We start from the raw sequence: 23,035 nt of genomic DNA on the forward strand, positions 1-23,035 counted from the left end.
GGACAAAAATAGAAATTTTATCGGTACCCTCTCAAGCATATTTAATCAAAGAAACAGTTTGGTAGAAAAAGTAATTACACTGGAAAATGTGCCACTGGCCGAGTTTTTAGGTCAAGCTAATGAAAATATTCGCCAATTGGCACAAGCATTTCCTCAATCCAAAATAATTTCCCGCGGAAATGAAATCCGCATTCAAGGAGGAGCGCCTGAAATTCTGAGGATTAATAACCTGATCAATTTATTGCTGGAACATGTAGATAGATTTGGTCACTTGACTCCTGAAAATGTCAAAGATTATTTGGACGTTGAAGGGGTTCCTTTCGAAGAAGCAAACAGAGATCAGGTAATTGTCTTTGGAAACAAAGGCTTGGTCATCAAGCCAAAATCTCCCAATCAGCGAAAACTTGTTGAAGCTGCCGTTAAAAATGATCTGGTATTTGCCTTGGGGCCGGCAGGAACCGGAAAAACCTACATAGCCGTTGCTCTTGCAGTACGAGCCTTGAAAAACAGGGAAGTAAAGAGGATAATCATCACCCGGCCTGCGGTCGAAGCTGGAGAAAATCTTGGGTTTTTGCCCGGAGATCTACAGGAAAAGCTAGATCCATATCTTAGGCCGATTTACGATGCCCTTCAGGATATGGTGCCACCGGAAAAACTGAAATATTATCAGGAAACAAGAGTAATCGAAATTGCTCCATTAGCCTATATGAGGGGAAGGACTCTACATGACGCTTTTGTCTTGCTGGATGAAGCTCAAAATACCACCTCTGAGCAAATTAAGATGTTCTTAACCCGTATGGGACCTAATTCAAAGGTGATTATTACTGGGGATCAAACTCAAGTTGACTTGCCTGTAAGACAAAAATCAGGTTTGTCAGAGGCCTTGAGAATTCTAAAGGATGTCAAAGGTATTGGTATAGTCAACCTGAGTGGAAAGGATGTGATCAGGCATAAATTGGTGAAAGCGATCATCGAAGCATACGAAAAAAATCAAGCAGAAAAAGATCAGATTAAAAATGAGTCTCCTGGTAGAAAAAGTGACAGGTAAAGCTGGGATGGATCTCGCTCTCAACATAAGACATTCAGTTTTCGTTCTAGAGCAGGGAGTCAATCCGGAAGATGAATACGATCAATTTGAGGATGAGGCTACCCACTTTCTGGCTTCCCTGAATGGAAAAGCAGTAGGAACAGCAAGGTATAGATTTACTCCCTATGGAATTAAATTGGAGAGATTTGCTGTTTTACAAGATGCCAGAGGCAGAGGAGTAGGTCAGGCATTGGTCTCAGCAGTTTTAAGAGATTTGATGGTGAATGAGGAAGCTAAGGGGAAAATTAGATATCTCCATGCTCAACTTTCCGCAATTCCATTATATGCCAAGTTTGGCTTCAAGAAAGTTGGGGAAATGTTTGAGGAATGTGAGATTCAGCACTATAAAATGGAGCTGGCATAGAGTTACATAAGATTTTAATTTAGAAATATGAGAAAGGTATTATTTGGTATACTACTTACAGCAATTTTAGGACTCACGGCAGAGGCACAGCAGGTGATTTCCAGCAGTTCAGGGATTGGAAGCAGATCCGTCTATTCGAATGAGGTCAAAGTCAATTTTCTAAACTTGATTGCGCTGGGATCTATTGAGGTAGGATACGAAAAGTTTCTGTCTGATGAGCATGCTTTGGATTTACAGATCATGTTCAATGACCGGTTTGGCTACAATTCAGAGGGCCAGGGTAAAAATTACAAAACCAATTCTGTTCAGGCTGCTATGAATTTTTATTTTGGCAACAACCTGAATGGGAGATTCTTTATATATCCATTGGCAAAATTGCGTTTTGGTGAATTTGAAGAACCTTCTGATGGGGGCGTAAGGGTCACAAATATGAATTCGTTCATGCTAGGTGCAGGAGCTGGTTACAAATGGGAAGTATCAGACCATTTTGCTTTTGGGCCTTATGTGAGTATTGCCCGCGGATTTAGTGATGAAGTAGCTGAGCGATTTACCAGAATTGAACTAAATGGAGGGTTTAGTCTCGGGTATAGATTCTAATTTTCCCACGCTTAAATTTTAGCTCCTTTATGGAGCTATTTTTTTGCTGTAAATTCTTTAACTTAAGAGTTAATTTTTAAGCTATGAGATTTTCAGAATTCCCTTTTTTGAGATACTTGATTTTTTTACTGCTTGGTCTAGCCTTGGGGTATCAAGTAAGTCCCATTTTGTCGATTTGGTTGGGAGGGGTGATGGGCGTCTTATGGCTCATTTATGTAGCTATTATACTGTTTTTAAAAAATCGGACATGGTTGACTCCATTAGCCTATGTTCAACTTATTCTGGCAGGAGTTTTTGTAATCCAGCTTCATCAAAAGTCGGATTCTGAGGAAACTATACTCGGTACTCCATTTATTGCAGAAGTTTTACAGTTTGATGTCGAAAAGCCCAGGTCCAAACAAAATCTGCTTCAGGTTCATGCTTATCAAAAAGATGAAAAATGGATCAATTCGAGCGAAAAAATCTTGCTCTATCATCAGGATTCAATAACCTTGACTCCGGGGAAAATTCTTTTTATCGAAAAAGAAGCAGAACTTATCCAAGAACCAAAGAACCCTGGAGAATTCGATTATAAAGCCTTTCTTCAGAAAAGGAACATCCATTATACCCTTTTTCATCCAGTAGGTCTGAAGGTCATAGATAATCATCCAACTTCAAATACCTGGCTTTCCCCCATTCATTGGAAACAGGGATTGGCGAATTTGATTCAATCGAAATTAGCTGATCCACAGGCTCAAAAAGTGGCAAAGGCTTTGTTACTTGGTCAAAAAGATGCATTGGATAAAAATATCAGAGCCGAATTTGCAGATGCAGGAGTTATGCATGTATTGGCCGTTTCAGGATTGCATGTTGGGATTTTAGTCTCTGTTTTTCTATTTCTGGTAAAGCCATTTAAACTGAAAGGTGGTAAGCTCAAGCTATATCTCATGGGAGTAGTGATGATCATTTGGTTGTACGCCCTGATAACCGGATTTTCACCTTCTGTCGTTAGGGCTTCTGTCATGTTTACCCTGATTACCTTGGGACAAATGAGAGACAGAAAACCGTCAATTTTTAATGTTCTTGCATTTTCGGCCATCTTAATGATCGCTTTTGACCCTGAGGTACTATTTGAAGTTGGGTTTCAGCTTTCTTATGTTGCTGTATTGGGTATCGTTTTATTACAGCCTTTGATCACCAGATGGTGGCTCCCGTCTTCTTCTTGGATTGAGTACTTATGGCAATTGGCAGCCGTTTCCATTGCAGCTCAGTTAGCAACCTTTCCACTGACAGTTTTTTATTTTCATAGCTTTCCGGTTTGGTTTTTACCGGCAAACCTTCTAATTATTCCTCTTACTTTTTTGATCATGCAAATCGGGATTCCCTTTCTAATTCTAGGCTGGATTCCCTTTTTGAGTGACTTTTTGGGTTGGATACTGAATGCATTTTTTCAATTGGAGTTGTGGATTTTGAGTCTTTTCAAAAATCTTCCAGTCACAAATCTGGATGAGCTGACTATATTCCCTCTCACCATGTTTTGTGTTTGGGCCCTTTTGTTGATATGGGCTAGCTGGGATTTGTTTCCTAAAAAGAGGCTAGTTTATATAGCTTGTTTCCTGACATTTTTATGGGCAGGCAATCGGGTGATTTATTCTTGGACAAAAACCAATGCCGAGCTGATTGTTTACGCAGGGGATAAAGGCTTTGCTTTGGATTATTGGGATGGATGGACACTGAAGTCTTGGAATCAAGGAGTTGCGGTGGAGGAATTGGATTTCAAGGTCAAGCCAAATAGAATTTTGAATGGCTGGGGAAAGTGGCCTGAGTCTCTGCAAGCCTTTAGCCTCGAAAAGAATCTCTTATTCTTCCCAGAACTGGAGCTTTTAATTGATATTGAAAGGGGAATGATTAAGCATGAATATGCTTCTTTTTCTAAAGTGGAATATTGGCAGGAAAATGAATGGATCGAGCAAGAAAAAAATGCACCTTTAGAAATAGGGAATTCCTCTGTCAGAATTCTTTTTTAACTACCTTTTTTGACTTTCCCTGAATCTCCTCCTAACTTGATTGCACAGAATAGAAAACCCAAAAAAATGGATAAAGCAGTATTAACACATATTGAAAATAGATTAGGGACAATCACACTGAATAGGCCCGAAAAGCGAAATGCTATGAGTCCGGACTTGATTCAAGCTATGAAATCGGCATTGGTCAATATGGAGCATGATCCGGCGGTCAGAGTAGTTAGGATTAAGGCTGAAGGAAAAGCCTTTTGTGCTGGCGCAGACTTAAGTTATTTGCAGTCCATGCAGAATTACTCTGAAGAAGAGAATCTGCAAGACAGCGAAAACTTAATGGAGCTCTTCGATCTCATTTACAACTTTCCTAAAATCATTATAGCACAAGTTCAGGGGCATGCATTGGCAGGAGGCTGTGGCTTAGTTACAGTTTGCGATTTTGCCTTTTCTGCGCCCGATGCATTATTTGGCTATACGGAAGTAAGAATCGGTTTTGTGCCTGCTTTGGTTTCTGTATTTCTACAAGAACAAATCGGAGCGGCCAAAACTCAGGAATTATTACTTTCTGGGGATTTGATTTCTGCAGAGAGGGCAGCTAATCTTGGTTTGATTACCCAGGTGACTCCAGCAGAGCATTTGGATCAGGTGGTTTTAGATCATGCGGCCAAGCTAATCACTCATAATTCGGCTAATTCTATGATGGAGACCAAGAAACTTTTGAGAAGTTTAAATAAAAAGGAAAGAAATCAATCTCTGAAGCATGCGGCGGAAATCAATGCCAAAGCGAGAGCTCATGAAGACTGTGTCAAAGGTATTTCATCATTTTTAAGTAAAGAAAAACCTACTTGGTAAGTGGAAAACCGGGCGCAAGAAATATTAAAGCAGGTTTTTGGATGGGATGATTTTAGACCAGTCCAAAAAGACGTTGTTTTTTCTGTTCTTGACGGAAAGGACACACTTGCTTTGATGCCCACTGGAGGAGGAAAATCTCTTTGCTATCAAGTGCCTGGGCTGGTAAAAGACGGTGTTTGCTTGGTTGTAAGTCCATTGATCGCCTTAATGAAGGATCAAGTGGATCAATTGAAAAGACGAGGGGTGTTGGCTGCCGCGATTTTTTCAGGAATGAGTTATCGGGAGATAGACCGAACCTTGGACAATTGCATCCACGGCAATTATAAATTTCTCTTTGTGTCTCCGGAAAGATTGAAGTCAGAGCTGTTCATCGAGCGGTTTCGGCAAATGAATATCAATCTCATTGCAGTAGATGAAGCCCATTGCATTTCCCAATGGGGATATGATTTTAGACCTCCATATTTGGAAATCGCTGAAATCCGAAAATATCATCCCAGTATTTCAGTTTTGGCTTTGACGGCTTCTGCCACTCCGCAAGTTGAGGCAGATATTTTAGAAAAGCTGGAGATGAAAAACCCGGAAATTTTCAGGCAAAGCTTTGCTAGGGAGAATCTGAGTTACAGCGTGCGCTTGGTGGAGAATAAACTTGAAAAGGGCTGTGAAATATTGAACCGGGTTTCTGGCTCAGCAATTTGGTATGTTAGGAATCGTCAGGCTACCCATCAAATTGCGAAAGCATTGAATCAATTGGGAATCAAGGCAGGAGCTTATCATGCAGGAATGTCCATGGCTGATCGGAGCAAGCAGCAGGAGTTTTGGATGAAGAATCAGCTGAGAGTCATGGTCAGTACCAATGCATTTGGAATGGGGATTGACAAGCCGGATGTTCGAGTAGTGATCCATTCAGACTTGCCGGAAAATTTGGAAAATTATTACCAAGAGGCTGGCAGAGCAGGCCGGGATAGAAAGAAGGCTTATGCTGTCTTACTCAGCAATGAGGCAGATTTTGAAAATGTCCTAGGCAGGGCTGCTTTGGTTTATCCTCCCATTGACTTTGTGAGGAAAGTATATCAATGTCTGGCCAACTACTTTCGAATTGCTGTAGGGAGTAATATGTTGAGCAGCTTTGATTTTGAATGGGGTGAGTTTGCAAACACCTATAATCTTGGAGTATTGGAGACTTTTTATGCTTTAAAAGTTTTGGAAGAGGAGGGGTTTATTGGTTTGAGTGAAAGCTATTACAGTCCTTCAAAAATTCATTTTTTAGTAGGTCCTCAGCAGTTGTATGAAATACAGATTGCCCATGCCTCCCTTGATCCTGTGATTAAACTATTGTTGCGGACTTATGGGGGTAATCTCTTTTCCGAGTATATGAAGATCAATGAGTTCAAACTTGCCAAGGCACTGGAGACCTCAGAAGCTAAAATCATTAAATCCTTGGAGAAATTAGGGCAAATGGAAGTGGTGGATTATGAGAAAAGAAAGGATAAGCCCCAGATTACTTTTATTACCTCTCGGTATGATGCTGCCAAGTTGCCATTGAATACGAAAAGAATATCCTTGCGCAGAGAGTTGACTTTGGAAAAAGCTAAGAGCATGGTTGCATACGCTCATCAGGAGGTGATTTGTCGAACACAATTCATTCAGGAATATTTTGGAGAAAAGAGTGATTCACGTTGTGGAATTTGCGATTGGTGTGTGGAAAATAAGAAAATGGAGGATCCTGCCTGGGTGGAGAAAAAATTGAAAAAGCAGATTATCGAAACTTTGAGAAGTAATGGGGAGTTATCTCAGAGTGGTTTATTGGAAAGCCTGAGAATTTCTGCCAGCGAATTTACATTGGAGCTTTTGAGAAAGCTCACTGATGAAGGGGTCATAAGGCAGCACAAAAATGGAACTTTGAGTATCGACTAATATGGGTAATTTTCTGGATGATTTATTTGGTAAGGTCTTCAAAGGATCGGGCAAAGCTCCGGTTAACGTAAAGGAGAACTTTGCAATAAAGCCAGAAGATTTGGATGAAATTGATGATTGGTTAGAGTCAGAGGAGGGCTCTACTCTGATGAATTTGATTTACAAAAATTACCACCTGAAAAGAGCCCAAATAAACGCAAGTCCCCAAGTGCATGTATTCGAATCTCCTTATGCAAATGGCTTTGCAGTAACCTATGATTCCCCTTTGACCCAAAAATCTTTTTCCAATCTTTTCTTGGCTTTCTCCCGACGAGTCTTAGCTTTGGGATATCAGCAGGTAAGTTTGGACAGGAAATTAGAGGAAATCAATGAACAGGTGAAGTCTACCGAAAAGTTTTACCTCAAACCTCCCTTGCAAGCTCCTGCAGAAAATGAGCTGATTTCTCAGTTATATGGGAATGTCAGCATAGAAAAGGTGACTATTGACAATCAACCCAGCTACCTAAAATTATTGGTGACTGTCTATTCGGATAGGCTATACCAAAATGCGAAACCCTTCGACCAATTGATGGATCGATTATTCAATGCTACCTGATGGACAGAATAACACTTAAAGAACAACTCGAAAAATACCGAACTCCCTACGAGGAGGAATCGGCTTTTATTCAGGATTTTATTCAACTGACAGAAGATCCAATAGCTTTCAACAGAGAGCGATTGGCAGGCCATTTTACGGCTTCTTCCTGGATCGTAAACCCTGATCGAACCCATACCCTTTTGACGCTTCACAAAAAGCTAGGTAGATGGTTGCAGTTAGGAGGACATGCAGATGGGAATGAAAATCTCATGGAAGTTGCCCTGAAAGAAGCTGAGGAGGAGAGTGGTTTGAAAAATCTTCGTCTGGTAGAAAACAGCATTTTTGACCTTGATAAGCATATCATCCCTGAAAGGCCTCATGTACCAGAGCATTTTCATTATGATGTTCGCTTTATGATTGAAGCCGACCTGACAGATAAATTGGTGATTAGCAATGAAAGTGTTTCTCTTGCTTGGTTTACTTTTGATTCTGTCGTGGATATGATCGGATACAATCCTTCCATCCTGAGAATGTTGGAAAAAACCAGTAAATCAGAAATCTTACTTTGAGTATATGGAAATTGATCATCTCTTGAAAGAGTTTGATTTTTCTACCCCAATTCAAATCCGCTTCTCGGATATTGATGGGTACATGCATGTCAATAACGGCGTATATTTTAATTATTTTGAGCATTCCAGAGCTGATTTTTTACATAGCAGATGTGGCTGGAATATCATGGAAGTAGGGACAGTGGTTGCTAGGATTGAAATGGACTATTTCAAGCCCATTCACTTGGAAGATGAAATTAAGGCTTTCGTGAAATGTGTAAGAATTGGGAATAGTTCTTTTGTCTTAGAGCAATATTTGCTTGGAAATGATAAATCAGGACAACAGATCCTATTTGCTAAATGTATCTGCACCATGGTTTCGGTAGACATGAAAACCATGAAACCCACCCCAGTTCCTGAAATTTATAGAGCTAAATTGGCTTTTAATCCTGAAAAACAGGCCTGATTCCCTATCTTTGCGCCTTAAATCAGAATCACGTGAGAAATTTATATTTACTGGGCTTATTAGCTTTTATTCTAATTAGTTGCAGCCCTAGCGAAGAGGAATTGATGCAGGCTGGAATGGAAAAAATGGATGGTCAAGCCTGGGCTGAAGCTATTTCTTATTTCGATCGAGCGCTGGAACAAAACCCATCTAATGCAACTGCTCTCAACGCAAAGGGAGTGGCGCTTTTTCAACAGCAGAAGTATCAAGAAGCTATTCCTGTTTTTACCGAAGCAATAGAAGTTGATTCCAGCTCATATAAGCCGTGGTTTAATCGGGCAAATTCCAATTTGGAATTGGGGAATTTCAAAGAGGCAGTTTCTGACTACAACATGGCAAATGGCTTAGATCCTTCTCAGACAGATATTTATTATAACCGAGGATTGGCTCTTTTGGGGATGGAGGCATATGAAGATGCTATTTTGGATTTTGATGCTGCCCTTCAAGTGAATCCCAACCAAGCTTTAGTGTATTTCAATAGAGGTAAAGCTCAAATTGGTAATAATGATCCGATTGGTGCAATGGAATCTTTGACCAATGCCGTCAATTTAGATGGAAGAAATGGAGCTGCATATTACCTTTTGGGTGTAACCAGAATGAGTGCCTTGGGTGAGAGTGAAAAAGAAGAAGGTTGCGCCGACTTGAAAATGGCTCTATCCTTGGGTTATACAGATGCTAAATCCTGGATTGACGATTTTTGCAATTAAATGGCTGAAATCGGGAAAGATATTATTCGTGCTAAGTCCTTATTGGAGGCAGGAAAGCTGGTAGGTATTCCAACTGAAACGGTCTATGGCTTAGCCGGAAATGCATTAAATCCCGATGCAGTGGCTTCCATTTTTGAAACTAAAAAAAGACCCTCCTTTGATCCTTTGATTATACACTCCGATTCAATGGAGAAGATCAAAAGATGGGTGCTCGAAATTCCCGAGAAATTAAAAATCCTAGCCGATGAGTTTTGGCCGGGACCTTTGACTTTATTGCTCCCTAGAGAAGCTATAGTCCCAGATTTAGTCACTTCGGGTTTGGATCGGGTTGCTGTTCGAATTCCTTCACACCCCTTGACTTTGGAGCTTTTAAAAAGCCTGGAATTTCCTTTAGCTGCTCCCAGTGCTAATCCATTTGGCTATATCAGTCCGACAAGGCCTGAGCATGTTCAAAAGCAATTGGGCGATCAGATCCCCTATATTTTGGATGGAGGTGCCTGTAAAGTGGGTTTGGAAAGTACTATCGTTGGCATAGAGGATGAACAAATCTTTATCTACCGGTTAGGAGGATTGGACGTCAGGGAAATCGAAGCGCTAGTCGGGCCAGTTCAAATTAAAACCCACAGTTCAAGTAATCCAGCTGCGCCGGGTTTGTTAGAAAGTCATTATGCCCCTACCAAACCTTTTATTCTTGGAGATTTGGATCAATTGATCCAAGATCACCAGAATAAAAAGGTGCGAATGGGAATTCTTAGTCTTCAGCGAACCTTCTCTAACTTGCCAATAGAATCCCAAATGATCTTGAGTGAAAAAGGGGATTTAAAGGAAGCTGCACAAAATCTTTTTGCTGCAATGAGAGCTTTGGATGAGCAAGACTTGGATTTGATTTTGGCAGAAAGAATGCCAGATCATGGACTAGGCAAGGCGATTAACGATAGACTGAATCGAGCTGCCGCCAAGTAAAAACAGTCTACTTTACAAATTCATCATTCTAGAAAGTCGCTTTTTGCCTGAAACTTTGATAAATTCAGGCCTATTTTGATGATATTTTGAAAATTAATTCAATTCAATTTTATGAATCCAAGAATCAAGAATGTAGATAATCTCAGTTTCGAAGGGAAAAAAGCATTAATCCGGGTAGATTTTAATGTGCCTTTGGATGATAATAATAATGTTACGGATGATACCCGAATTCAGGCAGCAGTCCCTACTATAAATAAGATTTTGAAAGACGGAGGAGCTGTGATTTTGATGTCCCACTTAGGCAGACCAAAGTCTGGCCCTGAGGATAAGTTTTCATTAAGACATATTGTTGTTGCTCTGGAAAAAGCTTTAGGCACATCTGTAAAATTTGCTCCTGATTGCATCGGGGATGAAGCTAAAAATATTGCAGAGGGATTGAAAGGGGGAGAGGTATTGCTTCTTGAAAACCTACGATTCTACAAAGAAGAAGAAAAAGGCGATGAGGAATTTGCCAAGAAACTAGCTCATTTGGGAGATATTTATGTGAATGATGCCTTTGGTACAGCCCATAGAGCGCACGCTTCCACAGCAGTAATAGCCCAGTATTTTGACATCAGAGTTTGTGGTTATTTGATGCTATCTGAATTGAAGAATGCAGATATGGTATTGGGTAATCCAGAGCGCCCTTATACTGCTATTATGGGAGGAGCTAAGATTTCTGATAAGATTTTGATCATTGAGCGTTTATTGGACAAGGTAGACAACCTGATAATTGGTGGAGGTATGTCCTATACATTTGCCAAAGCTCAGGGAGGCACCATTGGGAATTCTCTATTGGAGGCAGACAAGATGGATTTTGTCTTGGAATTGATGGAAAAGGCAAAAACCAAAGGAGTGAATTTAATCCTTCCTGTCGACACAGTGATTTCAAAAGCTTTTGCAAATGATGCAGAGCAGGGAATGGCTACAAGTGGTGAGATTCCTGATGGATGGATGGGCTTGGATATTGGGCCTAAAACCCGTGAACTATTTGCGGAGACTGTATTAAAGTCCAAAACAATTCTTTGGAATGGTCCTATGGGCGTATTTGAAATGGATTCTTTTGATAAGGGAACTAAAGCAATTGCAGAAGCGGTGGCTCAAGCTACTAAAGATGGAGCCTATTCATTAATTGGCGGAGGGGACTCTGCGGCTGCGGTCAATAAATTTGGCTACGGAGAAGCAGTTTCCTTTGTATCCACCGGTGGAGGAGCATTGTTAGAGCATATGGAAGGGAAAGTCCTTCCGGGTGTAGCAGCATTGGAGCCTTAAAATAAATTTGAAATAATTTGAAACGGCTGGGGAAACTCAGCCGTTTTTTTATTTCCATTAAATCAAGATTTTCTCCCTTTGGGACGTTAAATTTCCTTTATTCTTTAACTATAAATCTGCGTTGGTCTGTGGGAAAAGTATTGAACCACAAAGTACACAAAGGTCACATAGATTTCATGGTTTTAGCTAAAAAGTTGAGTAGTGCACTGCTGGGCTTAAGTATTAGATTAGATCTCAGTAATTCCTCCTGACAAGGGAAGTGTTTTTTATTTTTAATAATCTGCGTTAATCTGCGAATCTAATCTGCGGGAAAATTATTGAACCACATAGGCCACAAAGATCACATAGTTTTTTATGGTTTAGGTAATAAGTTGAGTAGTGTACTGGTGGGCTTCAGTTTTAGATTAGATTCCAGTTGTTTCTCCTGGGAAGAGCAGTAGTTTACTCTTTAAATAATTTGCGTTAATCTGCGAATCCAATCTGCGCTGATCTGCGGGAAAATTATTGAACCACATAGGCCACAAAGATCACATAGTTTTTTATGGTTTAGGTAATAAGTTGAGTAGTGCACTGGTGGGCTTAATTTTTAGAATAGATTCCGGTTATTCCTCCTGAGAAGCACATTTGTTTACTTTTAAAATAATCTGCGTTAATCTGCGAATCTAATCTGCGCTGATCTGCGGGAAAATTAATTAACCACATAAGCCACATAGATTTACATCGATTTCATGGTTTTAGCTACGAATTGAATAGTGCAAAGCTAGGTTTCGGTCTTGAATTAAGTCTCACTTATAATTCCTGTGGAGAGAGCAGTGGATCCTGTTTTTTGAGTATGTGCTTCCAATATACTTTCTGCCTAAAGCATCAGAATCACCATTTTGCTACCTTAAGAATCATAAAAATTAGATGATTTTTAATCTCACTATATGTAAAATAATTGATAATAAATATAAATAAATAATGATAAAAAATTTAAAATTTCTAAAACCTAGAAAAAGTATGAAATAATATTTGAAAAGAAACTCTGATTTATCACCTTTACTAAAGATTTAAATCGCATATTCATGTTTAAGAAAAAATTTTTCACAGTCTTAGTAATGACTATTCTAACCTTTAATTCATTTGGTCAGGAAGGGGAAGATAAGAAGTTGATTTATCGAGTAGGGGCCGGGCCTTCCATAGAAGGGAATCAAGGTAAATGGGCCATCAATTTTATGAATGAGTTGAGTGTTTATACTTCAGAAAGATTTTCTATCAATCCCTCCTTGACCTATTTTGCCGTGATCGGTGAGTTTGATGGAAGTGGGAAATTTTGGGAACCTCAATTGGATGGTCAAAATATTAATGCATTTTCCTCCAGTCTTTTCACCGATGTGAGATTGAACTACGATGTGATTCGAACAGCAAAAGACTTTAGAGTCGGCTTGGGATTTGGTCCCTCATTTCAATATGGAGGTGATGCTTCATTTGGGGGCTGGTTTCGAAATGAGCGTGGAGAAATGGAAGGAATTATGAATGTGGAGAGGTTTGCCCGTCTAGGATATGTCACTCAGGTTGTGTTTGATTGGCAAGGGAAAAATGAAAACAGGAGAAATACTTTAGGGGTAAGTATGTCGTCCTTTTCTGGGTATTGGCCCTATTACCTAATGGTAAATTATAGGCTAGGTTTCAAGCTGAAGTAATTTGATAGTAGGACAAAACAAGTCAAACAAAAAAAGCTGACCTTATTCAAGTCAGCTTTTTTTATGTTCAATGGGCTATATTTGAATTACCCGATAGAGATTCTTTTGAAAGCAGAAACAGTCATGCCTTTGCTTACATTGTTCAGGTACTGAGCGATAGTCAAGCTGCTGTCTTTCACAAACTGCTGGCTCAACAAGGTGTTCTCTTTATAGAACTTATTCAATTTACCCATCGCAATTTTTTCTAGCATTTCTTCTGGCTTGCCTTCTGCTCTTGCTTGCTCTTTACCTACTTCGATTTCACGCTCTACAGTAGATGAGTCTACACCATCTTTGTCAACGGCTACAGGGTTCATCGCAGCAATTTGCATTGCTACATCTTTACCTGCTTCTTCTACATCGGAACCTGAAGTGTTGGTCAATCCTACCAATACACCCAATTTACCGTTGGAGTGAATGTAAGGAACTACTGCTTCAGCTTTCACTACTTCGTAATGAGAGATTTCGATTTTTTCACCGATTTTACCGGTCATTTCTACGATTTTCTCAGCAACCGTGATTTTTTCAAATGGAAGAGCAAGGATTTCTTCGATAGAAGAGGCTCCCTTTTCTACTGCTAAGGTCAAAAGAGTAGTTGCGAATGCACCGAATTCTTCATTTTTAGCAACGAAGTCAGTTTCGCAAGTCAAAGAAAGGATAGTGCCTGTAGCTCCATTGTCAGATACGTTAGTTACTACTACGCCTTCTTTGGTTTCTCTGTCAGCTCTGGAAGCGGATACTTTTTGTCCTTTTTTTCTGAGGATGTCTACAGCTTTATCGAAGTCGCCTTCTGCTTCTGTCAAAGCTTTTTTGCAGTCCATCATACCGGCACCGGTCATTTGTCTCAGTTTGTTTACTTCTTGTGCAGTAATTGCCATTGTGTGATCTGTTTGTATGATTAAACGATTTTTATTCTTGGTTTCAACCCCTAAATAGGGTTGGGGAATTTGGGCCTTGCTTCCAAAAGCTAGTCAAAGGCCGAGTAGAAACAAAAAATTGAACACCGACCGAGGCCTGATGTTCAATTTTTGTTAGTATATCAAATCAAGTGAGTTTTTACTCTTTGGTTTCAGCGTCAACAGCTCTTTTTGCTTCTTCCTCTTCAGAAAGTTTAGCATCTTCTTTGTCTTTCTTACGCTCAGAAAGACCTTCTTCGATAGCTGCTCCGAAAGCTTTAACCAATAAGTTTACTGACTTGAATGCATCATCATTGGCAGGGATAGGGAAATCCACCTCATTTGGGTTGGAGTTTGTATCTACCAATGCAAAAACAGGGATACCAAGCTTTTGTGCTTCAGCAATCGCAATGTGTTCTCTTTTGATATCTACGATGAAAAGAGCCGCAGGAAGTCTGCTTAGGTCAGCGATACCGCCCAATACAGTTTCCATTTTCTCCTTCTGACGAGACACCATCAGCCTTTCTTTCTTTGCCATGTTCTTGAAAGAGTCTTCCTTCATCATTTTCTCAAGGCCAGACATTTTCTTCAAGGATTTGCGGATCGTGGCAAAGTTAGTCAACATACCACCCAACCATCTTTCGGTTACGTAGGGCATGTTAAGACGACGAGCTTCATCTGCTACCAAGTCTTTAGCTTGCTTCTTAGTAGCGACAAACATTACTTTTTTGCCTGAGCGTACGATTTGCTTGATTGCTGCGGATGCTTCTTCGAGGCAAGCAAGCGTTTTGTTAAGGTCGATAATATGGATTCCGTTCTTCTCCATGAAAATATATGGAGCCATTCTGGGATCCCACTTTCTCGTCAAGTGTCCGAAGTGAACACCAGCATCCAGTAAGTCTTTGTATTCGATTTTTGACATGAATAAAATTGTTTTCTATTGATTGAAGAATAAATCCGATTAACGCTTGGAGAACTGGAATCTTCTTCTTGCTTTTCTACGTCCTGGCTTCTTACGCTCAACCATTCTAGGGTCACGAGTCAAGAATCCTTCTTTTTTCAATGGACCTCTGTGCTCTTCGTTGAATTCGCACAAAGCTCTGGAGATAGCCATTCTAGCTGCCTCAGCCTGTCCTTTGATACCACCTCCGTCTACATTGATCTGGATGTCGTAGTTTCCGTCTTCTCCTACTAGCGCAAGAGGCTGCTTCACTACAATCTGGTGCAAATCAAAAGGGAAGTAAACTTCTAGTGTCTGATTGTTTACGGTAATGTTGCCTTTTCCCGGAGCCATGTAAATTCTGGCTACAGAGGTCTTTCTTCTACCGATTTTGTTGATCATTTCCATGAATTAGTCGATTAAAGAGTGATGGTTTTTGGCTGCTGCGCTGCATGTGGATGCTCAGATCCTTCATACACGTACAGATTTCCGTACAATTTTCTACCTAATCTGTTTTTTGGCAACATGCCTCTGACAGCTTTCTCTACCAAAATCGCTGAAGATTTTTCTTTCAACATTCTAGGTGTAGAGATTCGCTGACCACCTGGGTAACCTGTGTGACGCACATATACTTTGGCATCCCACTTGTCACCAGTCAATCTGACTTTGTCTGCGTTGATTACAATGACATTGTCACCGCAATCCACATGAGGAGTGAAGCTAGGCTTCGTTTTTCCTCTTAAGATTTTCGCTACCTCACTGGCTAATCTACCCAATACTGCTGCTTGGGCATCCACAATCACCCATTGCTTTTCTACAGTCGAGTTGTTAGCCGATACGGTCTTATAGCTTAAAGTATCCACTGTGTAACTGTTTAATTTTTAGCTTGTTAAATATATTCGACCCCCAAAAAGGGACACAAAGATAGAAGTATTTTATTTTCCATGCAAAATATTTCCAAGGCTAATCCTGATTTTCACAGGTTTAGCATAAAAACACCGAATTTTTTATTGCTTTTTCAGACTGATAATCAGGCTGTTTTTTCCAACTGATGGACCAAAACCTGAAAATCTTTGGGATAAGGAGCATTGACGGTGATTCTTTTTCCGTCCAATCCTTCAAACCCGATCGAAAAAGCATGCAAAGAAACCCGCTGCATGATGGGTAATTCTTCTGTCTCTTTTTTCAAATTGAAGCGGCGCTTGAGCGAAGAAAGGTATAATTGCTTACCTCCGTACAGCTCATCTCCGCAAATCGGAGATTGTAGGTAGGCCAAGTGTACCCGGATCTGGTGCAATCTACCCGTAATGGGTTTGCATTCGATCAATGAATGTGCCCTGTAGGTCTGTATCGTATGAAAGACCGTCTGAGCAGGCTTGCCTTCCTTGCTGACTTTGGCTACACCTTTGGCGGAAGCAAGTAGGTTACGATCCACTGTCAGGTGTTCGTATTCCCGGATGCCTTCTACCACAGCATGATAGATTTTGTCCACTTTTCTATTTTCAAACTGGATGGCCGTGTGCCTGTAGGCCTCTGGATTCTTGGCAATCACCAGACATCCGGATGTCTCCTTGTCCAAACGATGGCACAGCTGGGCATCTGCTGTGTGCATCTTGGCAAGGTCCAGGATGTTCTGCGCCTCATGTCTATCGTCTAAGCTCGACAGGTAAGGCGGCTTGTTGATTACCAGGTAATCCTCGTTTTCAAACAGAATGAGTTTTTGAAAATCTATTTTTTTCATGGATTCGCCTGTGCCTCTTCAAAGAGGCTGCAAAGGTAGGGAAATGATTGCTCAAAAAAAATCCTTCCGAGGGGAAGGAATTCTGCTTTCTATTCAAGGATGATTAGCGCCCTTTGGTGATTATAAAACCAGCTTTGATATGTGAAGGATCATTACTGTATTTTAACTCACCTTTATGAAAGACTTTTTGAATGTGTTTCTGGTTGAATTCTTTATCGTATACAATTTCTGAGTAAAGCGTGTCTGCCTCGTTTTCATTCCATTGAATCACTGTCACTTCGGAATCAATGATTAATCTCATTTGATGGTATTTTTCATCCACATGCGGAGAAATAATCCAAAAATTCCTTCTCATGTTGGAGTGCCCTCCATTAAAATACTCTTCCAGCTCTCCCGCTCGCTCATAAAAGATTTTGATGACATTTTCCCTGAAGGACTTAGCCCGTTTTTGATCCAAAAGGTCATTGCCTTCCCTGTCTTGGACTTTAAGGTTAATCGCATTATTGCCAATAGGGCAACAAGGATCCATATGCTTATCGCAGGAAAAAGTACCGAAAGCAAAAATAATTAATACTAGTTGGGTAAGATGTTTCATCAGTTCTAAAAATTAAAACGCAAGAACTAATGTACTAATTTTAAATAATTAATCCGTTGGACAATGAAATAAAAGTAAGATTGATATTTATGGCTAGTTTCATGTATTGAGAACACATTGATATCAAAGGGGGAAATCGAGGTTGAACTATTAGTCAACTTCTATGTTTTTTTCCAATTCCTTCTCCTTCACTAAAGGCAAAGAAAAACTAAAAATTGATCCTTTACCCACGGTCGAACTTACAGAGATCTTACTTTTATGACCTTCTAATATGTGCTTGACAATAGCCAGTCCGAGTCCGGTTCCGCCTTCTTTTTTGTTCCGGCTTTTTTCTACTCGATAAAATCGCTCAAAGATTCGCTTTAGGTCTTCAGGTGGGATTCCCTGTCCATCGTCTTTGATGTCTACTTGAATGTGGTTTTTCTGAGTCTTCAGAGATATTTTGACCTCACCTTCATCATGATTGTATTTGACGGCATTGAAAATCAGGTTTTGACAGACTCTATAGATTTTCTGCCTATCAGCATGGGTTACATAGCTTTTATCAGAGTCGTATTTAAATGAGATATTGACCTTTCTCTTGGATGCCTTATGCTCCAATTCCTCAATTACTTCATCTATCACTTCTTTTAAATCAAAGTCTGTGTACACAAACTTGATTACTCCGCTTTCCATTTGATTCAGGGTTAATAAATCCTGCACCAGATTATCCAGAGAATCCAGACTTTTGGCTGCCCGCTTGAGGAACTTCATCCGAACTTGCTTATCATCGATAGCTCCGTCCAGAAGTGTATGGATATAGCCTTGCGTTGCGAAAATTGGAGTCTTCAGCTCGTGGGAAATGTCAGCTATAAATTCCCTTCTGAACTCTGCGTTTTTTTGCAGCGCATCAATCTCTTTTTGCCTGGCTATCGCGTAGGAGTTGATGACATTATTGATTTTTCGCAAAGGAGAAATAGAAGACTTGGAGCTTTTGTCAGAGATTTCGGATAGATCTTTCTTCTGGATTTTTTCCAAGAGGGAGTAAATATTTCCGATCTCACGAAAAACCAGAAACTCCAAGGTGATATTGATCAATAAATAAGAAGCAGAGAAAGAAAGCCCGAAAGCCACTAATATCAATACAGGAGTAGAGTCTTGTAATAGAGATAAAAATGCTGCCACCATGACCGAAATGGCTACAGCTAAGATTAAAGAAATACCTCGGGAGCTTGCAAGCATGAATTAGGAACCCAAATCGAATTTATATCCTACACCTTTTACAGTAGTGATGTAGTCATCTCCGATTTTTTCCCGAACCTTCCGTATATGCACATCCACCGTTCTGGCAAGTACAAATACATCTGATCCCCAGATATTCTGAAGCAACTCATCTCTACTGAACACCATATTAGGGTTTTTGGCTAGGAAATACAATAATTCAAATTCCTTCTTAGGAAGGGTAATGGTTTTACCGGATTTTTCAATGGTATAGCTACCCCGATCGATTAATAAATCCCTGATTTTTATCTGAGCCAGATCCTGATCTTTTTTCGATTCTCTTCTAAAAAGTGCGGCAATCCTACTCATCAAAGCCCTAGGCTTAATAGGCTTGGTGATATAATCATCTGCTCCTACATCAAAGGCTGCTACCTCTGAATATTCTTCCATTCTGGCGGTAAGGAAAATGACAAAAGTATTTTTTAGCTCTGGGATTTCCCGGATTTGACGGCAGGTTTCCACCCCATCCTGGTGAGGCATCATGATATCCAAAAGTATCACATCCGGTTTGAACTTTGAAGCAGTTTTTACTGCCTTGATCCCGTCTTCAGCAGTAGCTACTTCATAGCCTTCTTTTTGTAGGTTGTACTTTAGAATCTCAACTATGTCTGGCTCGTCATCTACGACCAGGACTTTGATTTTCTGTTTGTCGCCCATGGAGTGTTTCTGTTAATTCTTTCAAATTAAAGAATATTTGGAGATTGCTGCCAATTTTATTCAGGGATAGGAAAAACTACGGGGTATTTTTAAGCCAGAACTGGCCAAATTCCAATCCGAATGTTAAGTAAATATTAATTCTTTGGATTAATTATAGCGTAATCCCTTGGCAGATTTGATGTCCAAATTGATAGAGCCGAGGAATAAGTTGGCCTTGATTTTAACAGGGATTTTATTTTGATCCTGGGTCACCCACACTTTTACCGGGTACTCACCTCGAAAAAGGTTGTTTTTAGGTAGCTGGGGAGAAAAAATATAAGTATCCTTTGTGCCGATCTCTGTTTCGAGTTTTTCAGTGCCCTCGTAAATTAATTTTATGTTATATATTTCTTTATCAAAGAATCCACGAATGACCAATTGGTCTCCTGGCTTCAGGTTTTTTAGGTTTAAGGTTCTCAAATAATAAAAACCACTGACCAAATCCTGCACCTGTCCAGGTAGCTTAAATTCTCTTTCTTCCTTCAAAGACTTATTTTCCCGGTCATAGAGTTGCATGAAGGCTTTTTGATTTTTTTGATCAAAAGTTACTTTTTCATGCTTTCTGTATTTGCCTTCTTCAATATGTCTATAGGAAAGAGATGGAAGCTTGGAGTCCATGTCTATCAATGTTCCCCAATTGTCATTTACTTTTCCGAAAATAGTCGCGGCTCCTTTTGTTTTGCCATACACATCAATTTTGTAATGAGGCTTGCTATCCTGTAAATGAGGCTTTCTGGCTATTTCCATTTTTGCATCTGCCAGGTTAAACCAGCCATAGCTCACTTCAAAATTCAACTCCTCACCAAAGGTGTATGGCTCCGTTGCGGAATTTTGTGAAAAAACCGGTTGAACGAAGAAAAAGAGGAGAGAGAAGTATAGGATTTTTGGGTTGAGCATAAATTTTTTGACAATACCTGACAAAAACAGTGTAATTTCAGATTATATACGAAAAAGCGTGCCGTTTGGGACTTAAAATTACGAATTTGTCAGAGATTTTAAGAGTTCGACAGTTTTTGGCGGAGGACTTAGCAATCTTTAACTTCATACTTTGATTCTATACTAATAAACACATGAGTAATAACGCAGAAAAATTAAAAGCACTTCAACTCACCATCGATAAACTCGAAAAAACCTACGGTAAAGGGGCAGTGATGAAGCTGAGTGATAATAAGGTGCAGGATGTGCCGGCAATTTCCACCGGATCATTGGGCTTGGATATGGCTTTGGGTGTAGGAGGTATTCCTAGAGGTAGAGTAATTGAGATTTATGGACCTGAATCATCCGGTAAGACGACTTTGACTATGCATTGCATTGCTGAGGCTCAAAAGGCAGGTGGTTTGGCCGCTTTCATTGATGCTGAACATGCTTTTGATAAGAGCTATGCAGAAAAGTTGGGAATTGATACCGAAAACTTATTGATATCTCAGCCAGACAATGGAGAGCAGGCATTGGAAATTGCGGAACACTTGATTCGTTCCGGAGCTATTGACATCATTGTTATAGACTCAGTGGCAGCATTGGTGCCTAAGGGTGAACTCGAAGGCGAAATGGGAGAGAGTAAAATGGGTTTGCAAGCTCGTTTGATGTCTCAAGCCTTGAGAAAACTGACCGGAGCTATTAACAAGACTGGCTGTGCATGTATTTTTATCAACCAGTTGAGAGAAAAGATCGGAGTCATGTTCGGAAACCCGGAGACTACAACAGGTGGTAATGCCTTGAAGTTCTATGCATCAGTTCGTCTGGATATCAGAAGAATCGGTCAGATCAAAGAAAGTGCTGATAATATTTTGGGTAACAGAACCCGGGTAAAAGTGGTGAAAAATAAAGTGGCGCCTCCTTTCAAAGTGGTGGAGTTTGACATCATGTATGGTCAGGGTATATCCAAAGTTGGAGAGATTATCGATTTGGGTGTAGAGTTTGACATCATCAAAAAGGCTGGATCTTGGTTCTCCTACAATGGAGAGAAATTGGGTCAAGGAAGGGATGCAGTTAAAAATCTATTACTTGACAATCCGGAGTTGATGGAAGAGCTGGAAGGAAAAATCAAATCAGCTTCAGGGCTTTTGCCAACTGAGCCGGTTGCGGATATGGAGGAATAGAAATTAAATTTTCTGAATATTCGCAATTATGCCAATTGCCATACTTTCCATGCTTTTCGAAGTGGAAGACCGATGACCGAGGCTTGCAGATTCTGATCCATCTGGCTAATTCTAAGCCATATTTTTCTCTTCCTGCCGAGAAAGAGGATATACATATTAGATAGGTCAAATATTATGATCGGAAAGGTTGGGATTATCTTAAGGTTGTTGGGCAATAAGACCGAAGCTTAAATCAATTCAACCTTTGGCAGTCATATGTGCCACATAGAATAATTATGGAGAGAAAGATGATACTTTCAAAACAAAAAAGGAGAGCCGTTTAAGCTCTCCTTTTTTTATGTTTAGTTGGATCGAATTGCTTCTACAGGATCCAATCTTGCAGCGAGTGTTGCGGGAACAATTCCCGAAACAATACCTATCACTGAGGAAACGCCTAATCCTAGAATAATATTGGAGAATGAAAGGACTAAGTCCAAGCTCCCCAACTGCACAAAGCTGAGGAAATAAACTAGGATAATTCCTGTACCACCTCCGATTAAGCTGAGGCAAACAGCTTCAAATAGAAACTGGAAAAGAATGAAATAATTTTTTGCTCCCAGGGACTTTTGAATACCGATGATATTGGTTCTCTCCCGTACGGATACAAACATGATATTGGCGATACCAAATCCACCAACCAGAATAGAAAATCCACCGATAACCCAGCCTGCGGCTGAAATAACATCGAAAATTGATCCAATGGCATTTTGAATAAATTCGGTTTTATTGAGGGCAAAATTGTTTTCCTCAACTGGTTTAAGGCCTCTTTTGGCGCGGAGGAGTCCGGTCATTTCATTTTCCAGAGCAACCAACCCAATGTCATCTTCTCTGCCTTTTGCTGCAATCGTAGGCTCAATTCCATTTCTTCCGGTGTAGAAAAGTTTGGTAAAAGCTCCATAAGGGATCAAAGCAGCCTCATCTTTAGATGGTAAATCAAATAAGCCTTCACCCTCTTCCTCAAATATTCCCACCACAATGAATTTCATTCCTTTCATCTTTATCTCCTTGCCAATGGCAGTTTGATTGGGATAAAGTGTGTTGGCAATGGTTTTTCCGATGATTGCCAAGTTTCGCGAGGCATTAATTTCCATTTCTGAAAAGTAGCGACCTTCTTCAAGAGCAATTTCATAGACGTCTTGATAGGTATAGGCTACTCCAGTGAGCTGAGTTCCCTGAAAGGCATTGCTTCCGGCTTGAACAGTGGTGGTGGCAGAAGCTGAAATGGTTACTGCTTCAGCTGAACCTAGGCGTTGTTCCAGAAACCTATACTCAGCAACAGTGGCGCTTGGGCGTCTGAAATATTTCCACCAAGGATAATCCTGAGGACCAGATGCAAAAGGGAATCTATCAACTCGCATCACATTGGTACCAAGAAATGAAAAGGAAGATTTGATATTGTTTTCCAAAGAATCCACCAATGTGAATACTGCGATGATGGCGAAAATCCCCACTGTAACCCCTAGGAGGGATAATATGGTACGGGTCAAATTGGATTTAAGCGCACTGATTGCGAAGCGGAAACTTTCCCAGGTGAGTTGGAAAAAGAGCATGCTTTTGGGTTTTGATTAAAACAATTCATCAAGTTAGCGGATTTTGCCTATTATGTTATTATCTTTGCATTTTTTA

General features: G+C 40.2%; 24 protein-coding genes. 14 read left to right on the top strand and 10 right to left on the bottom strand.

Annotated features, from left to right (window positions below):
- Positions 1-58 precede the first annotated feature (58 nt).
- The 13 genes from GYM62_RS00700 (at position 59) to GYM62_RS00760 (ending at position 13,104) form a co-directional block, all read left to right on the top strand.
- Entirely contained in the window at positions 59-1,048 is a 990-nt protein-coding gene (locus tag GYM62_RS00700) for a PhoH family protein (protein ID WP_091654907.1), read from the top strand.
- Positions 1,017-1,451, top strand: coding sequence for a GNAT family N-acetyltransferase (locus GYM62_RS00705; RefSeq protein ID WP_219957926.1), 435 nt, complete (start codon positions 1,017-1,019; stop codon positions 1,449-1,451). The genes GYM62_RS00700 and GYM62_RS00705 overlap by 32 nt, the downstream gene beginning before the upstream one ends.
- Before the next feature lie 27 nt (positions 1,452-1,478).
- On the top strand, positions 1,479-2,048 hold the full coding sequence (locus GYM62_RS00710; RefSeq protein ID WP_219957927.1) for a DUF3575 domain-containing protein: 570 nt from the start codon (positions 1,479-1,481) through the stop codon (positions 2,046-2,048).
- An 83-nt stretch (positions 2,049-2,131) separates the two neighbouring features.
- Positions 2,132-4,054, top strand: a complete 1,923-nt coding sequence (locus GYM62_RS00715; protein ID WP_144607311.1) for a ComEC/Rec2 family competence protein — start codon at positions 2,132-2,134, stop codon at positions 4,052-4,054.
- Positions 4,055-4,120: 66 nt separating this feature from the next.
- The gene (locus GYM62_RS00720; RefSeq protein ID WP_219957928.1) at positions 4,121-4,897 is read left to right on the top strand and encodes an enoyl-CoA hydratase/isomerase family protein; all 777 of its coding nucleotides are present in this window, start codon (positions 4,121-4,123) and stop codon (positions 4,895-4,897) included.
- Positions 4,898-6,811 (top strand): RecQ family ATP-dependent DNA helicase, encoded by a 1,914-nt coding sequence (locus tag GYM62_RS00725; protein ID WP_219957929.1) that lies wholly within the window; start codon positions 4,898-4,900, stop codon positions 6,809-6,811.
- Between the two features lies 1 nt (position 6,812).
- Positions 6,813-7,406, top strand: a complete 594-nt coding sequence (locus GYM62_RS00730; RefSeq protein ID WP_219957930.1) for a hypothetical protein — start codon at positions 6,813-6,815, stop codon at positions 7,404-7,406.
- On the top strand, positions 7,406-7,957 hold the full coding sequence (locus tag GYM62_RS00735) for an NUDIX hydrolase (protein ID WP_144607307.1): 552 nt from the start codon (positions 7,406-7,408) through the stop codon (positions 7,955-7,957). Before GYM62_RS00730 ends, GYM62_RS00735 begins: the two co-directional genes overlap by 1 nt.
- Positions 7,958-7,961: 4 nt before the next feature.
- Complete coding sequence (locus GYM62_RS00740; RefSeq protein ID WP_144607306.1) at positions 7,962-8,402, top strand: thioesterase family protein; 441 nt, start codon at positions 7,962-7,964, stop codon at positions 8,400-8,402.
- A gap of 32 nt (positions 8,403-8,434) precedes the next feature.
- Positions 8,435-9,148: a tetratricopeptide repeat protein gene (locus GYM62_RS00745; protein WP_250161387.1), complete on the top strand. Its 714-nt coding sequence runs from the start codon at positions 8,435-8,437 to the stop codon at positions 9,146-9,148.
- The gene (locus GYM62_RS00750) at positions 9,149-10,111 is read left to right on the top strand and encodes an L-threonylcarbamoyladenylate synthase (RefSeq protein ID WP_219957931.1); all 963 of its coding nucleotides are present in this window, start codon (positions 9,149-9,151) and stop codon (positions 10,109-10,111) included. It begins immediately after the preceding gene.
- A gap of 111 nt (positions 10,112-10,222) precedes the next feature.
- Positions 10,223-11,422 (top strand): phosphoglycerate kinase, encoded by a 1,200-nt coding sequence (pgk, locus tag GYM62_RS00755; protein ID WP_219957932.1) that lies wholly within the window; start codon positions 10,223-10,225, stop codon positions 11,420-11,422.
- A gap of 1,064 nt (positions 11,423-12,486) precedes the next feature.
- Entirely contained in the window at positions 12,487-13,104 is a 618-nt protein-coding gene (locus GYM62_RS00760) for a hypothetical protein (protein WP_219957933.1), read from the top strand.
- A gap of 86 nt (positions 13,105-13,190) precedes the next feature.
- Here GYM62_RS00760 and tsf read toward each other — a convergent pair whose 3' ends face one another.
- From tsf to GYM62_RS00805, 9 genes are all read right to left on the bottom strand, one after another.
- Positions 13,191-14,021: a translation elongation factor Ts gene (tsf, locus tag GYM62_RS00765; protein WP_219957934.1), complete on the bottom strand. Its 831-nt coding sequence runs from the start codon at positions 14,019-14,021 to the stop codon at positions 13,191-13,193.
- 178 nt (positions 14,022-14,199) lie between these two features.
- Positions 14,200-14,961, bottom strand: a complete 762-nt coding sequence (rpsB, locus tag GYM62_RS00770) for a 30S ribosomal protein S2 (RefSeq protein ID WP_219957935.1) — start codon at positions 14,959-14,961, stop codon at positions 14,200-14,202.
- 39 nt (positions 14,962-15,000) lie between these two features.
- Positions 15,001-15,387 (bottom strand): 30S ribosomal protein S9, encoded by a 387-nt coding sequence (gene rpsI / locus GYM62_RS00775; RefSeq protein WP_091654891.1) that lies wholly within the window; start codon positions 15,385-15,387, stop codon positions 15,001-15,003.
- Between the two features lie 11 nt (positions 15,388-15,398).
- Positions 15,399-15,842, bottom strand: a complete 444-nt coding sequence (gene rplM / locus GYM62_RS00780; protein WP_144604445.1) for a 50S ribosomal protein L13 — start codon at positions 15,840-15,842, stop codon at positions 15,399-15,401.
- 167 nt (positions 15,843-16,009) lie between these two features.
- Positions 16,010-16,720: an RluA family pseudouridine synthase gene (locus GYM62_RS00785; RefSeq protein ID WP_219957936.1), complete on the bottom strand. Its 711-nt coding sequence runs from the start codon at positions 16,718-16,720 to the stop codon at positions 16,010-16,012.
- Positions 16,721-16,823: 103 nt separating this feature from the next.
- Positions 16,824-17,315, bottom strand: a complete 492-nt coding sequence (locus tag GYM62_RS00790) for a hypothetical protein (RefSeq protein ID WP_219957937.1) — start codon at positions 17,313-17,315, stop codon at positions 16,824-16,826.
- Positions 17,316-17,465: 150 nt separating this feature from the next.
- Complete coding sequence (locus tag GYM62_RS00795; RefSeq protein WP_219957938.1) at positions 17,466-18,536, bottom strand: cell wall metabolism sensor histidine kinase WalK; 1,071 nt, start codon at positions 18,534-18,536, stop codon at positions 17,466-17,468.
- A 3-nt stretch (positions 18,537-18,539) separates the two neighbouring features.
- On the bottom strand, positions 18,540-19,232 hold the full coding sequence (locus GYM62_RS00800; RefSeq protein WP_091654886.1) for a response regulator transcription factor: 693 nt from the start codon (positions 19,230-19,232) through the stop codon (positions 18,540-18,542).
- A gap of 147 nt (positions 19,233-19,379) precedes the next feature.
- Complete coding sequence (locus GYM62_RS00805; protein WP_091654885.1) at positions 19,380-20,168, bottom strand: DUF3108 domain-containing protein; 789 nt, start codon at positions 20,166-20,168, stop codon at positions 19,380-19,382.
- A gap of 173 nt (positions 20,169-20,341) precedes the next feature.
- On the opposite strand from GYM62_RS00805, the gene recA reads away from it, so the two are divergent.
- The gene (gene recA / locus GYM62_RS00810) at positions 20,342-21,370 is read left to right on the top strand and encodes a recombinase RecA (RefSeq protein WP_091654884.1); all 1,029 of its coding nucleotides are present in this window, start codon (positions 20,342-20,344) and stop codon (positions 21,368-21,370) included.
- Positions 21,371-21,711: 341 nt separating this feature from the next.
- On the opposite strand, the gene GYM62_RS00815 is transcribed toward recA, so the two are convergent.
- Positions 21,712-22,959, bottom strand: coding sequence for an ABC transporter permease (locus tag GYM62_RS00815; RefSeq protein WP_219957939.1), 1,248 nt, complete (start codon positions 22,957-22,959; stop codon positions 21,712-21,714).
- Positions 22,960-23,035 lie beyond the last annotated feature (76 nt).

This window comes from Algoriphagus sp. NBT04N3 (assembly GCF_019443765.1).
GTDB classification, from domain to species: Bacteria; Bacteroidota; Bacteroidia; order Cytophagales; family Cyclobacteriaceae; genus Algoriphagus; species Algoriphagus ornithinivorans.

What these genes read in the sequence shown, in the direction of transcription:
- GYM62_RS00805 (WP_091654885.1), bottom strand. Translation starts at nt 20,168, where the DNA reads ATGCTCAACCCAAAAATCCTATACTTCTCTCTCCTCTTTTTCTTCGTT.
- GYM62_RS00705 (WP_219957926.1), top strand. Translation starts at nt 1,017, where the DNA reads ATGAGTCTCCTGGTAGAAAAAGTGACAGGTAAAGCTGGGATGGATCTC.
- tsf (WP_219957934.1), bottom strand. Translation starts at nt 14,021, where the DNA reads ATGGCAATTACTGCACAAGAAGTAAACAAACTGAGACAAATGACCGGT.
- GYM62_RS00720 (WP_219957928.1), top strand. Translation starts at nt 4,121, where the DNA reads ATGGATAAAGCAGTATTAACACATATTGAAAATAGATTAGGGACAATC.
- GYM62_RS00735 (WP_144607307.1), top strand. Translation starts at nt 7,406, where the DNA reads ATGGACAGAATAACACTTAAAGAACAACTCGAAAAATACCGAACTCCC.
- GYM62_RS00730 (WP_219957930.1), top strand. Translation starts at nt 6,813, where the DNA reads ATGGGTAATTTTCTGGATGATTTATTTGGTAAGGTCTTCAAAGGATCG.
- GYM62_RS00785 (WP_219957936.1), bottom strand. Translation starts at nt 16,720, where the DNA reads ATGAAAAAAATAGATTTTCAAAAACTCATTCTGTTTGAAAACGAGGAT.
- recA (WP_091654884.1), top strand. Translation starts at nt 20,342, where the DNA reads ATGAGTAATAACGCAGAAAAATTAAAAGCACTTCAACTCACCATCGAT.
- GYM62_RS00740 (WP_144607306.1), top strand. Translation starts at nt 7,962, where the DNA reads ATGGAAATTGATCATCTCTTGAAAGAGTTTGATTTTTCTACCCCAATT.
- GYM62_RS00790 (WP_219957937.1), bottom strand. Translation starts at nt 17,315, where the DNA reads ATGAAACATCTTACCCAACTAGTATTAATTATTTTTGCTTTCGGTACT.
- GYM62_RS00795 (WP_219957938.1), bottom strand. Translation starts at nt 18,536, where the DNA reads ATGCTTGCAAGCTCCCGAGGTATTTCTTTAATCTTAGCTGTAGCCATT.
- pgk (WP_219957932.1), top strand. Translation starts at nt 10,223, where the DNA reads ATGAATCCAAGAATCAAGAATGTAGATAATCTCAGTTTCGAAGGGAAA.
- GYM62_RS00750 (WP_219957931.1), top strand. Translation starts at nt 9,149, where the DNA reads ATGGCTGAAATCGGGAAAGATATTATTCGTGCTAAGTCCTTATTGGAG.
- GYM62_RS00800 (WP_091654886.1), bottom strand. Translation starts at nt 19,232, where the DNA reads ATGGGCGACAAACAGAAAATCAAAGTCCTGGTCGTAGATGACGAGCCA.
- rpsI (WP_091654891.1), bottom strand. Translation starts at nt 15,387, where the DNA reads ATGGAAATGATCAACAAAATCGGTAGAAGAAAGACCTCTGTAGCCAGA.
- rpsB (WP_219957935.1), bottom strand. Translation starts at nt 14,961, where the DNA reads ATGTCAAAAATCGAATACAAAGACTTACTGGATGCTGGTGTTCACTTC.
- GYM62_RS00760 (WP_219957933.1), top strand. Translation starts at nt 12,487, where the DNA reads ATGTTTAAGAAAAAATTTTTCACAGTCTTAGTAATGACTATTCTAACC.
- GYM62_RS00815 (WP_219957939.1), bottom strand. Translation starts at nt 22,959, where the DNA reads ATGCTCTTTTTCCAACTCACCTGGGAAAGTTTCCGCTTCGCAATCAGT.
- GYM62_RS00715 (WP_144607311.1), top strand. Translation starts at nt 2,132, where the DNA reads ATGAGATTTTCAGAATTCCCTTTTTTGAGATACTTGATTTTTTTACTG.
- GYM62_RS00710 (WP_219957927.1), top strand. Translation starts at nt 1,479, where the DNA reads ATGAGAAAGGTATTATTTGGTATACTACTTACAGCAATTTTAGGACTC.